At 29.5% G+C, this 12,458-nt stretch carries 15 protein-coding genes and 3 tRNA genes; 15 read left to right on the top strand and 3 right to left on the bottom strand.

Annotation, left to right across the window (positions count from 1 at the left end; genetic code table 4):
* Positions 1–12 precede the first annotated feature (12 nt).
* From PWA39_RS01395 to ychF, 8 genes are all read left to right on the top strand, one after another.
* Entirely contained in the window at positions 13–642 is a 630-nt protein-coding gene (locus PWA39_RS01395) for a hypothetical protein (protein WP_069099612.1), read from the top strand.
* Positions 643–716: 74 nt separating this feature from the next.
* Complete coding sequence (locus tag PWA39_RS01390) at positions 717–1,538, top strand: Rho termination factor N-terminal domain-containing protein (protein WP_069099613.1); 822 nt, start codon at positions 717–719, stop codon at positions 1,536–1,538.
* 107 nt (positions 1,539–1,645) lie between these two features.
* A tRNA-Cys gene (locus PWA39_RS01385) sits at positions 1,646–1,720 on the top strand.
* Between the two features lie 9 nt (positions 1,721–1,729).
* Positions 1,730–1,806, top strand: a tRNA-Arg gene (locus PWA39_RS01380).
* Between the two features lie 155 nt (positions 1,807–1,961).
* Complete coding sequence (gene rpsF, locus PWA39_RS01375; protein WP_069099614.1) at positions 1,962–2,552, top strand: 30S ribosomal protein S6; 591 nt, start codon at positions 1,962–1,964, stop codon at positions 2,550–2,552.
* Between the two features lie 52 nt (positions 2,553–2,604).
* Positions 2,605–3,159 (top strand): single-stranded DNA-binding protein, encoded by a 555-nt coding sequence (locus tag PWA39_RS01370; RefSeq protein WP_069099615.1) that lies wholly within the window; start codon positions 2,605–2,607, stop codon positions 3,157–3,159.
* Positions 3,160–3,179: 20 nt separating this feature from the next.
* Positions 3,180–3,443, top strand: a complete 264-nt coding sequence (rpsR, locus tag PWA39_RS01365) for a 30S ribosomal protein S18 (protein ID WP_044284513.1) — start codon at positions 3,180–3,182, stop codon at positions 3,441–3,443.
* Between the two features lie 15 nt (positions 3,444–3,458).
* On the top strand, positions 3,459–4,562 hold the full coding sequence (ychF, locus tag PWA39_RS01360; RefSeq protein WP_069099616.1) for a redox-regulated ATPase YchF: 1,104 nt from the start codon (positions 3,459–3,461) through the stop codon (positions 4,560–4,562).
* Positions 4,563–4,609: 47 nt separating this feature from the next.
* Here ychF and PWA39_RS01355 read toward each other — a convergent pair whose 3' ends face one another.
* Together PWA39_RS01355 and PWA39_RS01350 are read right to left on the bottom strand one after the other, a co-directional pair.
* Positions 4,610–5,407, bottom strand: a complete 798-nt coding sequence (locus PWA39_RS01355; protein ID WP_010321111.1) for a TIGR00282 family metallophosphoesterase — start codon at positions 5,405–5,407, stop codon at positions 4,610–4,612.
* A gap of 86 nt (positions 5,408–5,493) precedes the next feature.
* A tRNA-Thr gene (locus tag PWA39_RS01350) sits at positions 5,494–5,569 on the bottom strand.
* A gap of 404 nt (positions 5,570–5,973) precedes the next feature.
* On the opposite strand from PWA39_RS01350, the gene PWA39_RS01345 reads away from it, so the two are divergent.
* Positions 5,974–7,617: a hypothetical protein gene (locus tag PWA39_RS01345; RefSeq protein ID WP_081311158.1), complete on the top strand. Its 1,644-nt coding sequence runs from the start codon at positions 5,974–5,976 to the stop codon at positions 7,615–7,617.
* A 34-nt stretch (positions 7,618–7,651) separates the two neighbouring features.
* On the opposite strand, the gene PWA39_RS01340 is transcribed toward PWA39_RS01345, so the two are convergent.
* Positions 7,652–7,774, bottom strand: coding sequence for a hypothetical protein (locus PWA39_RS01340; protein ID WP_265347906.1), 123 nt, complete (start codon positions 7,772–7,774; stop codon positions 7,652–7,654).
* 80 nt (positions 7,775–7,854) lie between these two features.
* On the opposite strand from PWA39_RS01340, the gene PWA39_RS01335 reads away from it, so the two are divergent.
* The 6 genes from PWA39_RS01335 (at position 7,855) to fusA (ending at position 12,418) form a co-directional block, all read left to right on the top strand.
* Positions 7,855–8,355: a hypothetical protein gene (locus PWA39_RS01335; RefSeq protein WP_069099617.1), complete on the top strand. Its 501-nt coding sequence runs from the start codon at positions 7,855–7,857 to the stop codon at positions 8,353–8,355.
* Complete coding sequence (locus tag PWA39_RS01330; protein ID WP_069099618.1) at positions 8,346–8,882, top strand: DUF4231 domain-containing protein; 537 nt, start codon at positions 8,346–8,348, stop codon at positions 8,880–8,882. The genes PWA39_RS01335 and PWA39_RS01330 overlap by 10 nt, the downstream gene beginning before the upstream one ends.
* Complete coding sequence (locus PWA39_RS01325; protein WP_044284508.1) at positions 8,875–9,255, top strand: DUF4231 domain-containing protein; 381 nt, start codon at positions 8,875–8,877, stop codon at positions 9,253–9,255. Before PWA39_RS01330 ends, PWA39_RS01325 begins: the two co-directional genes overlap by 8 nt.
* A gap of 126 nt (positions 9,256–9,381) precedes the next feature.
* Positions 9,382–9,801: a 30S ribosomal protein S12 gene (gene rpsL / locus PWA39_RS01320; RefSeq protein ID WP_010321104.1), complete on the top strand. Its 420-nt coding sequence runs from the start codon at positions 9,382–9,384 to the stop codon at positions 9,799–9,801.
* 49 nt (positions 9,802–9,850) lie between these two features.
* Positions 9,851–10,321 carry a 30S ribosomal protein S7 gene (gene rpsG / locus PWA39_RS01315; RefSeq protein ID WP_069099619.1) on the top strand — a complete coding sequence of 157 codons (471 nt, stop codon included), beginning with the start codon at positions 9,851–9,853 and terminating at the stop codon, positions 10,319–10,321.
* Between the two features lie 12 nt (positions 10,322–10,333).
* Positions 10,334–12,418: an elongation factor G gene (gene fusA, locus PWA39_RS01310; protein ID WP_069099620.1), complete on the top strand. Its 2,085-nt coding sequence runs from the start codon at positions 10,334–10,336 to the stop codon at positions 12,416–12,418.
* Positions 12,419–12,458: the final 40 nt, after the last annotated feature.

Here is a 12,458-nt window from a genome sequence, read left to right as displayed (position 1 = left end):
TAAAAGGGTAAAATGGATCCAATTAATCATTGAGTTAATAAAATTCAAGAAAATCTGTTAAGATACCAAAAGGTTGTTGAACAATATCGAACAATAGCAATTTGGTGTAACGAAATTGAAAAAGTTTTTGCAATTAAGCCAAATTTACTTGATTTTCCACACGGAATTGGGCTTAAAAAAATACCATTTTTAAAAAACTGACCAACAAGAAAAATAATAACTCTTATTAACAACGGAAAATTAATAGAAAAATTCACTAGTTTTCAAAAATGAAATATTCATACAAATCGAAGCTTATTTAATCAAATCAAAGCTAAATTGTTAGTTTGAGACTATTATTTATCTTTTCTTGAAGGAAAATATTGAAAAACTTGAATTATCGAAGAAGTTTCATACACTAAAAATTTATATTTTTTTCGTGGGCTGCTTTGAAAAAACAAAAATTACACAATGATAGTTGGTCTTAATAAATTTCAGGGAACTAAAAAATATGCCACTGACTTTTGCTCCTTTTTTACCGCACTTTTAACCTCAAAAGAAATTAGTGATACTGCAAAAAAAATTGATAAAATTTCAAAAATTGACCGAATTTGGTACAATTATCAAAACAAGGATATAGATCAATATTCCAAACTTAGTTAAATATGTCATCTTTTTTATAATATTATTCTAAATTATTTTATAATTATATTATAGTAATTTATATTGGAGGGTGTATGGTTTGAGAAAATCCATTTGGAAAAAATAAAGTTCCATCAGTTGCTGAGTTGTGAAAAAATGAAAAAAAGCAATACCGAATTTGAATTTTTTCTTATCCGCTGTTACTCCTTTTGCTAGGTGTTTTTTTAAGTGTTCAACTTTTTTTAGACTTAGATATTAAAAATATTGGTCGCGCTTTTTCGATTTTATCAATTTTATTTACTGTTACAAGCTTATTTTTTTATGTATATTCTGTTTTTACATCATATAAAGCGAAAGATTTTGCACCTCTTGGCGATCGTTCCTTCTTTTTCACGTTCGTTTCATTTTCTACTGCTGCTCTTTCAATTATAAATTCAACAATAGTAATGATTGGAAATTTAAGCCTTAATAATCAAAATTTTGTCGCAATATTAACTATTCAAATAATTCTTATTGGCCTAATTTTTGTTTTACTTCCATTTTTCTTGACAAAAGTGCTTAAAATTAAGTCAATATTCAAACTATCTCGAACATTATTCATTATTGAAAAACGTATTGATGAAATGAAAAAAGATCCTAAGGCATATTCTGAATTTATGAATATTTTTGACTTAAGTCACCAAAATCCAATGAATGCACAGCAAGCAAATAACTCTGAAAACACACAAACTCAAGAAGCTCAAAACAAACCTAAAACAAAAGAAGAAAGAATAAAAATTGCACTTGAAAAATTAAATTTAACACAATTACACGAAATTGCCCAAAAATTAGAAATTTCTGGTTTTGAACAGTTGAAAAAACAAGAATTAATTAAGCTTTTAACTCAAATTCTTGCACAACAAGACTCTGGAAAATAGTTTGATATTTTTAAGCCTAAGAATTTTTCAGAAAAACAAAAAAATCAAAAATTTCTTTGTTTTAAACTAAAATATGTTATAATTATATTTAATGGTTTTTAGGCAATGGCACCATAGCCAAATGGTAAGGCATAGGTCTGCAACACCTTGATGTACCGGTTCGAGTCCGGTTGGTGCCTCCAAAATGTAATGCGCCCGTAGCTCAATTGGACAGAGTGTTTGGTTACGGCCCAAGAGGTTGAGGGTTCGACTCCTTCCGGGCGCGCCATATATAATATAATTAGACCAAGGAAAATTAACTAAATTATTTTAGTTAATTTTTTTATTTTTTCAGTTTTTTATGGTATAATTTCAAACTAGTTTTAAATTCAATAAAACATCCTTGGTTATTTTTATAACCCACAAGCCCATAAGGAGAATAATATGCCAAAATATGAAATTATGACAATTTTAGACCCAAAAGCAGAAGCAACAATATTAGAAAATTTGCTTTCTGCCATTTTTAGTCAAAATTCGTCATACAAACTTGTTAAGCTTGAAAATTCAAGTCTTGCTTACCCTATTAAAAAATCAAAAACAGCACAATATTTTTTAATTAATCTTGACTCACCAGCTAATTTAATTGAAGAATTTGTTCGCCGTGCGAATATTACCAAATCAATTTGACGTTACTTGATAATTAATCTTGATTCTGAAAAAGGTTTTAACCAAAAACCAAAAAATTCTGATCGCCATAAAAGAACAAATGCAAGACGTGATCATTCAGATCGACCTAATTTCAAATCAGCGCCACGAACTCGTCAAGACCAAAACTCACCTAACCCAGCAGAAAAAACTGATAAACCTTTTCAACGTCGAAATTTTAGACCTAATGCCCAAGGCGGAGCAAAACAAGGTTTTGCCCAACAGTCATCAGATAAGACTAACTCATCTCAACGCGGAAAAACTTCAACTTCTTCAACACAGGTAGAAACTGGTGTTGATAATACTAAAAAAACACAGGAATCCCAATAGTTTTTACCTATTTTAGTCAATAAATAAAAATAGGTAAAAACTATAAAAAAATATGAATCGAATTTTTTTAATTGGACGCGTTTCATCTAAACCTGTACTTATGACAGCAAAGTCAAATGTTAATTTTATTCGATTTAATTTAGCAATTGATAGACGAAAATATAGCCAAGATTCGCCTACAATTACTGATTTTATTCCCGTAGTTGCTTGACGACAAAATGCAACAGCGCTCGACAAACTAATTACCATAGGAAGTTTGATAGCAATCGAAGGTTCTTTACAATCTTATCGTAGTACGTCAAATACAACAAATTATTTTACTACTTATGAGGTAAATGTTGATAACTTTCATTTATTAGAAACTAAAGAACAGCTAGAAAAGCGTCGTCAAAAATTAGCTCAAAAAGTTAGTGAACCTACTTTTGAACCATTATTTGATGATTTTCAACTTCCCCAAAATGATAAAAGATCATTTCATGACGATACTATTTTTCAGACAGAACCCTCAGAACCTTCAGTAAATTTTAATGAAACTAATGTTGAAATTAGTGAAGATAATGATCCATTTGCTGACTGAGATATTGATGATCTTGATCCTAACAAATAAAATTAAAAAGGAATGCAAAAATGAACAAAAAATATGCTAAAAAATTCAAGAAAAAAGTGTGCCAATTTTGTGAAGCTAAACTTTTTTACATTGACTATAAGTCAACTGAAGTGCTTCAACGTTATATTAACTCTTTTGGAAAAATTCAACCATCAAGAATTACAGGTAATTGCGCAAAACACCAACGTAAATTATCACTAGCAATTAAAAGAGCCCGTTTTGTCGCTTTACTTCCATTTGTTGGTGACAGAATCCGTGGAAGCTACGATAAAACTCGAGTTTAATCATAAAAATATAATATGAATCTAAAAGCAGGTCTTATTGGACTTCCTAATGTCGGAAAATCCTCGCTTTTTTCAGCACTGACAAAAATGAATGTTGAAATTGCTAATTACCCCTTTGCAACAATAGACTCAAACATTGCAACTGTCGAAATCCGTGATCCAAGACTAATTAATTTAGCCGATATTGTTAAGCCAAATAAAATTGTATTTTCAACTTACTCTTTTGTCGATATTGCTGGTTTGATAAAAGGCGCTTCACTGGGCGAAGGATTGGGTAATAAATTTCTTGAAAATATTCGAAATGTTGACTGTCTAGTTCATGTTGTTCGCTGTTTTGATGATTCAAAAATAATTCACGTTAATAATCAAGTAAATCCTATTTTTGACATCCAAACCATAAATTTAGAGCTAATTCTTGCCGATTTAAGCTCAATTGAGTCAATTATTGCCCGACTTAGTAAAAAAATCAACAATACAAACGACAAACAAGCAAAAGTTGAGTTTGAACTTGCTAAAAAAGCAAAAGACCATTTACAAAAAGATAAGTCTTTACGCGATTTATCTTTAGATAATGAAGAGCGTCAAATAATCAAGAATTGGCAGCTTTTAAGCATAAAGCCAATTTTGTATGTTGCTAACATTGACCAAAAATCTGTTAGCGATCCGCTAAAAAATCCATATTTTTCTGAGCTTAAAGCTTATCTCGAAAAAGAAAATGCAATTTTAATCCCAATTTGTGTTGCCTTAGAACACGAAATTTCCCAACTTGACCAGGAAGAAAAACAACTCTTTTTACAAGAATTTGGACTTGAAAAATCATCTCTTGATTTTCTTGTTCTTAATAGTTTTAAACTTCTTGGCTTAGGAACTTTTTTTACTGTTGGAAAAAAAGAAGTTCGCTCATGAATATTTAGGAAAAATACAAGTGCAGTTGATTGTAGCGGAATTATTCACTCAGATTTTGTCAAAAAATTCATAAGAGTTGAAATAATTTCATATGAGGATTTTATCGAGTTCAAAAGCGAAAAAGCACTTAAAGAAAAAGGTAAAATTCGTCTTGAGGGAAAAGAATACTTGATTAAAGACGCAGAAATATGCCATTTCCGCATTAGTAATTAGTTCAAAAAAACTTTTAAAAAAAATCAAAAAATTATACATCAAAAAATTTATTTATAAATATTGATTGGTATAATTTTTTGGTTTTTTAAATTATCAGTTATTTCTAAAATAACAGCATTAAATTGGCAGTCATTATCCGAAGTTTGAAATTTTGTGCTTTTATTATAGCGAATTCTATTATAAACATCAAGGAATTTTACACCAATTGCATCATTTGCAGGACCTGTCATTCCAACATCAGTTATAAAAAGTGTTCCAAGCGATAATTCTCTAGCATCAGAAGTCTGAACGTGGGTGTGAGTTCCCAAAAGCGCATTAATTTTACCATTTAGATAAATTCCAAGCACATTTTTTTCACTTGTTGTCTCAGCATGAAAATCAACTATGTGAAAATCAGCATCATCTTCGGCAATAACTTTGTCAATTGCATCAAAAAAATTATCAGCAAATTGGTGATTTCAAGGTTTGACTAACTTATTAAATGCCACACCTAAAAGTGAAGTTATTCTGAATGTTTTTCCATTCTTTAAAATTGTAGTAGTACCTTTGCCACTATATTCTTTGTCAATGTTCAGCGGTCTAACAATATCTGGATTATCAATAATTAAAGCAATTTCAGGATTGGATCAAACATGATTGCCAATAGTAAAAATATCAACACCAAGCTCTTTTAAATATAAATAATCCCTTTTATTTAGTCCTTTTCTACCGGTAATATTTTCAGCCTGAACTATTATTAAGTCAAAATTATAGTTTTTTCTCAGAATATTAAGTTGATTTTTAAACATTTCTATACCAGGCGCGCCAAAAATATCACCAACAAATAAGACAGTAGCAGATTTCATTCAATTCCTTTAAATTTTTCAAATATTTTATTTGAAAAAAAATTAAAAAAGATGCTTTTATTTTAGCATCATTGGTCAAAAAGATATGGTGCCAACAACAGGAATCGAACCTGCGACCCCATCCTTACCATGGATGTGCTCTACCGACTGAGCTATGATGGCGCTTATTGCTTTAAAATTATAGCACTTTTTAATATTTTTAATCAAAAAAATATTAAAAAGTGAAGCAAATTTAAAGACAAAAACAAAAAAAATACTTTCGATGCAAGCAAATATTAAGTTTTGAAAGAGCCAAATTATTAATTCTTATTTATTTTTGCATTATACCACAAAAATTTTAAAAACCAAGTTTTTTTTATATTTTTAAAAAACTTGATGTATAATTTAATTTGTAAAATAACGAAAAAAAATATTTTATAAACTATCTGTTTTAAATTGTGAATTGCTCTTTTAAAAATTAATTAGCAAATTAATGATGATAGGCTTATTTGAAAACTTGTTATAAAATCAGAGGCTGAATACAGAAAAAAACAAGGCTAAAATAAGCTAAATTAAGGTGTTTTTTGATGAAAAAAACAAAAGAAAAAAAATTTACAAGTTCATTAATTTTTTCAAAATATTTAAAAACTAATCTTCGGAAGAATTGATTTTTATCATTTTTTCTTATAGTTTTTTCAATTTTTTCAATTTTACTTATTTTGTTTTTATGAGAAGCTGATAAAAATTTTGATTTACCCATTTATAATTCGCAAAATCAACGAATAACTATTGTCAGAAAAAATGGAAAAGAGTTTGGAAATAACAAAATTTCAGAGATAAAAAACTTAAAATCTGTTAAATATATTTCAAATGGTGAATCAGAATTAGATTTTGGCGATTTTATGAATGAAGACTCATCTACCGCCCCACCTTTTATACCAACTAAAATTTTGCCAGTTGAAATCAATGATTTTTTTAAAAATGATATGAAAAACTATACTAATTTTCATGGTAAATTTTTAGAAAATGATGATGAAATAATAGTTTCGCGAGATTATGCTGATTTAAAAAAAGTTAAAATTGGCGATTATATTGATTATAAATATCAAATATTAAACCGCGCAACTAATAAAAATGAATTAATTTATACTAAAAAATTTAAGGTTGTAGGAACAGTAGGATTTGATAATGATCATCAAGATTATCTTGTTGTAATGTCTAATAATGCGTATAAAAATTTACTTGAAAATATTTTTGATAAATCAAAAATATTTCTCAATCAAAACCAAGGTCAAAATTGGTTTTTTGAATCTTTAGTTAAAAAGTTAGCATACAATAGTGTAAAAACTTCAAATACAGAAAATGCTGTTGATTCTAAAGTTTCTACATTTTCTGATTTATATCCTAATGAAAATTTTAATCTTGATAAAAAAGATAAAAAGCTTAAAACAGGTCGTTTTACTGAAAATAAAAACGAAATTCTTGTTAGTCAAAGTCTAATTAATCATTTAAGTAAAAATTCCAATTTAAATTTAAATGTAGGTGATGAAATAACTTTTAAAATAGAAAATATTAATTTCTTATTTTTCAGAGATCATCCCTTTACTTTTAAAATTAGTGGAATCATTGAATCTGATGAAGCGAATAGAATAGAATTTAACCAAAATATAGCTCAAGTTTTCGCTGATTCAATAAATGAAAATAAACCTTTAAGACTAAATGTTTTTTATGATCAAAGTGAGCCAAATTTATTGTCAAAACTCAAAGAAAAAGGGTTTGAATTAGCACCAAAAATTGATTATGTAACTCATAGAGGTGTCGCTGATATCTACCCAATAATTTCAACAAGTGCAGTAATTATAATTTTACTTTTAACTACTGTTATTGTTTTTGTTTTTGCTTTAAGAAATTTCAAAATAAACAATGGAACTATTCAAAGTTTTGACGTTGATATAAGTAAAAAAGTAAATTTATATTGAATTTTTATATCATTATTTATTCTTATTGTTAGCTTTATACTGTTTTTTATTTCAATTAAATTACCATTTTTTAGTGATTTTGTTGCCGATAGATCAGCAGGTTACATAATTGGTCGCATTAGTTTAGATCTTATTTGAATCTCATTATTCTATATTGTATTTTCAACTATTATTTTTAGAGTCACTACTCATTTTTTAAAAATAAGAAAAGAAAAAAAATATAGAGCAATTGAAAATAAATTAGTAAATTAATTTACTTGAAAAATTTCATCTTTTTATTTACTACCTAGTAGCTAAATAAAATTTGTGATTTTGTCTCAATAACTAACATTGTGCCATAATAAACGAAGTTAGCGTTTTTATGCTGACTTCGTTTAATTTCTAGTCATTTTTTAACTTTTTGGCACATTTTTCAAAATATAAATGGATTAAGTGATATAATTATTAATTTTTGTGATTAATAAAAACAATTAAGTTAGTGATAATAAAATGAATAAAAATGAAGCAATTGAACAACTTATAAAATTTATCCAAACAAAACAAGCTAGACTAAAAAGAAATCAAAAAATTGCTTATTATGGCGCTAATGCTGTTAAATGGATAACTTTTTTCTCAAATATTATAGTAATTTCCTTGGCAATTTGGGTAATTATAACAGAAATTAATCGTTATCAATTAATTAAATCTGAAAATAAATCAGTTTTTAATGACCTTGGGCTAACTATTGTTTTGGCTAGTTTTATTTGTCTTACTTTTTTTATTAATTTATTTCTTGCTGTTTTTCGTGAAGTTATGAAGTTTAAAGAATATAAAAAAGCTCAAAGAGAACTAAGTTATTTATATTTTCAAATTCAAAATGATCCAAATTATAGTTTTGAAAAATTTGAACAGGACTATCAAGCGATCTCTGATTTTTATTTTCAAAAAAAGGATGTTTCAAAAATAAAAATTCTTAAAAAAATAGTTTTTGGTGGTAAAAAATGGTTATAAAAAATGTCCGACTTGATTCAGATTCTTATGAATTTGCAAAATTTTTATACAGAAAAACGCTTGTAAAAGCAAGGATTTTTCAAATTTTATTTTGAACGGTTTCCATTTTTAGTATTTTTTTTGGATTTTTTTCGACCTTGATGGGTATTTTTAAATTAGCTTCACCAAAATTAAGTGAATTTGAACCTTTTGCCAATTTTTTTATTTCAACTGACGAAAATGGTGCAAAAGTTGACCAATGACCAATTTTTGTCTTATGAATTAACCTTTCAATTTCAATTATTAACAGTCTTTTTGCCCTTTTTCTAATAAAACCGCGCTGAATTCGCAACCAAGAAATTAATGACTTTTTAAAAATTGAAATAATTTTGTTTGAAACCAAAACAGGAAAATATGCAAATTCAGAAAATTTACAAATTGAGCTTTTTAATTCAATTTGTAAATTTTTAGGAATTCTTAAAGCCCTTGAAAATAAACAAAAAGAGCAAAAAACTAACATTGATAAAAAGGAGCAAACTAATGAATAAAGAGAAATTGCTTTCAAAAATTGAACTTGATGTTATAAAATTAACGGCAAAAGCACGTGTTTCTAAGGGTATTTTTTTATTTGCTAGTATTGCCTTAATTTTAATGTCGGCTTTTAATGGTATTTTATCTGCGTATGCAATTACTAAAAATCCTAATCCAACTGCGGTTAAGTTATTTGTCGCAATTGCTTTTATTAACGCAATTATTAGTTTTGTAAGTTCACTTTCTTCTTTTTTTGTTTTTGAAAATGTTTATAAAAAAGCAACAGAAAAAATTAATTTCTATGAAGAAAAGAAAAATGAGCTTTTATCCCAAGATGCAAACATTGATGAGATTGCAAAACAATTAGGGAACATAAAAATTGAAAATTAGTTTGTATTATTTTTAAAAAATGTTAAAATGTATCTATAATTTAACTTAAATTTTATTTTAACAATTTTTTTTATAACACTGATACCGTTGTTATAATCCGAAAAAAACATTCATTTAAAGGAAAAAATGCCAACAATTTCTCAATTAGCAAAAGGATGCCGAGTTAAGAAAACTTGAAAGTCAAAAGTTCCTGCATTGAATATGTTATATAATTCTTTGCACAAAAAAGAACTAAAAATTAGCTCGCCCTTTAAACGTGGAGTTTGCACAAGAGTTGCAACTATGACTCCTAAAAAACCTAACTCAGCATTACGTAAATTTGCAAGGGTAAAACTTTCAAATGGAATTGAAGTTAATGCCTATATTCCCGGTGAAGGCCACAATTTACAAGAACACTCAATTGTTTTAATTCGTGGTGGAAAAGTTAAAGACTTACCAGGGATTCGTTATCACATTGTCCGTGGAACTCAAGATACAACTGGTGTTGCAAAAAGAGCCCAAGGTCGTTCCAAATACGGAGCAAAAAAACCTAAAACTTCAAAGTAAAAATCTGAAAAAAGCTATAAAATACGACATTTTTTAAAAGGAGACAATCATGTCACGAAAAAAACAAGCCCCAGTGCGCGACGTGCTTGCTGATCCAGTTTTTAACTCAAAACTGATCACAAAAGCAATAAATAGCGTTATGTTAGACGGGAAAAAAACTACTGCCCAAAACATTCTTTATTCATCATTTAAATTAGTTGAAGAAAAAACTCAAAAAGATGCTCTTGAAGTTTTTGAACAAGCTGTAAAAAATGTAACTCCCCTAACCGAAGTTCGTTCACGTCGTATCGGGGGAACAAACTATCAAGTTCCAATGGAAGTTCGTCTAAAACGTCAACAGACACTTGCTTTGCGTTGATTAATTCTTTTTGCCAGAAAACGTAACGAAAAAACAATGGTTGTTCGTCTTGCAAATGAAATAATTGATGCTTATAATAAAACAGGTGGGGCCTTCAAGAAAAAAGAAGATACTCACAAAATGGCTGAAGCAAACCGCGCTTTTGCACACTTTAAATGGTAGGAATTTAGAAATATGTCACGAAAATTTGAACTAAAAGATTACCGTAATATCGGAATTATGGCCCATATTGATGCCGGAAAAACAACAACAACCGAAAGAATTTTATTCCACACTGGTAAAATTCACAAAATTGGTGAAACTCATGACGGAGTTAGCCAAATGGACTGAATGGAACAAGAAAAAGAGCGTGGAATTACTATAACTTCTGCAGCAACAACTGCTTTTTGAAAAGGTAAAAGAATTAACATAATTGACACCCCAGGACACGTTGATTTTACCGTTGAGGTTGAACGTTCACTCAGGGTTCTTGATGGAGCAGTTGCTGTTCTTGATGCCCAATCAGGTGTTGAGCCCCAAACTGAAACTGTTTGAAGACAAGCAACAACTTATGGTGTTCCCCGTGTTGTTTATGTTAATAAAATGGATAAAGCTGGTGCTAATTTTGAGGCTTCAATTGAATCTGTGCGCACTAAATTAAACGGTAATGCCGTGGCAATTCAGTTAAATATTGGTGCTGAGTCTGATTTTAGCGGAATTATTGACCTTGTCGAAATGAAAGCTTATAACTACGATGGTCAAAAAGAAGAAGTTGAATACGAAATTCCAATTCCAAGTGAATTACAAGACAAAGCTGCCCTAATGCGACTTGCGCTAGCAGAAGCGGTTGCTGACTATGATGAAAATTTATTTAATGATCTTCTTGAAGAAAAAGAAATTTCTGCTGAGCAACTAAAAGCAGCAATTCGTAAAGCAACAATTAGTGGTGATTTTTTCCCGGTTGTTTGTGGTTCATCTTTTAAAAACAAAGGTGTAAAGAAAATGATCGATGCTGTTATTGATTATTTACCTTCACCACTTGATGTTCCACCAGTTAGAGCTTTTCGCGATGATCAAGAAATTACAATTCAAGCTGATGACGGTGAAGAATTTTCTGCCTTAGCTTTCAAAATTATGAACGATCCTTTTGTTGGTTCTTTGACTTTCTTCCGTGTTTATTCAGGAAGCCTGACAAAAGGAACTTACATAATTAACTCAACAAAAGGTAAAAAAGAACGTGTTGGCCGTATTTTAGCAATGCATGCTAATTCACGTGAAGAAATTAACGAAGTTCGTACCGGTGATATTGGTGCTTTTGTTGGTCTCAAAGACACAACAACAGGTGATACACTAATTTCTGAAAAGTCCAAAACTTTTGTGCTTGAAAAAATGAGTTTTCCTGAACCTGTTATTTCCCAGTCGCTCGAACCATTTTCAAAAGCTGAAGTTGAAAAACTAGCTAATGCCCTCCAAAAACTTGCAAACGAAGATCCAACTTTCAAAACTTGAACTGACACTGAAACTGGACAGACAATTATTGCTGGAATGGGAGAATTACACCTTGATATTATTGTTGACCGGCTAAAACGTGAATTTAACGTGCAAGCACGCGTTGGAAAACCACAAGTTTCTTACCGTGAAACAATTACAAAATCCGCTGAAGTTGAAGGAAAATACATCAAACAATCCGGTGGACGTGGACAATATGGTCATGTTTGAATTAAATTTGAACCTAACCCAGAAGAAGGCTTTGATTTTATTGATAAAATTGTCGGTGGAAAAATTCCAAAAGAGTATATAAAATCAATTCAAAAAGGTCTTGAAGAAAAAATGCAAGCCGGAATTTTGGCCGGATATCCTTTAATTAATGTAAGAGCAACTTTATTTGACGGTTCTTTCCACGAAGTGGACTCTTCAGAAATGGCCTTTAAAATTGCCGCCTCAAAAGCGCTTTCACGTGCTCGTGATGCCGTTGGAACTGTTTTACTTGAGCCAATTATGGACGTTTCTGTTTTTGCACCTGCCGAATATGCCGGAGACGTTATGGGTGACTTATCACGTCGTCGTGGACTTGTTCGTGAACAAGAAACTAGATCTGATGGAGCAAATGTTATTCGTGGACATGTTCCATTAGCAGAAATGTTTGGATATTCAACCCAATTACGTTCAATGACATCAGGACGAGGAACTTACCAAATGCAATTTGATCATTATGAAGTTGTTCCAAAAAATATTTCTGATGTAATTGTTAAACAACGGGCAATCAAATCTGACGACTAAAATTTATTCCCGATTTTCCCTGTTTAATAAGATAATCTTA

Origin of the sequence: Mesomycoplasma ovipneumoniae ATCC 29419 (assembly GCF_028885435.1) — a bacterium.
GTDB classification, from domain to species: Bacteria; Bacillota_I; Bacilli_A; order Mycoplasmatales; family Metamycoplasmataceae; genus Mesomycoplasma; species Mesomycoplasma ovipneumoniae.
The sequence above is the reverse complement of the archived record's forward strand: the minus strand, read 5'-3'. Positions and strand labels throughout refer to the sequence as shown.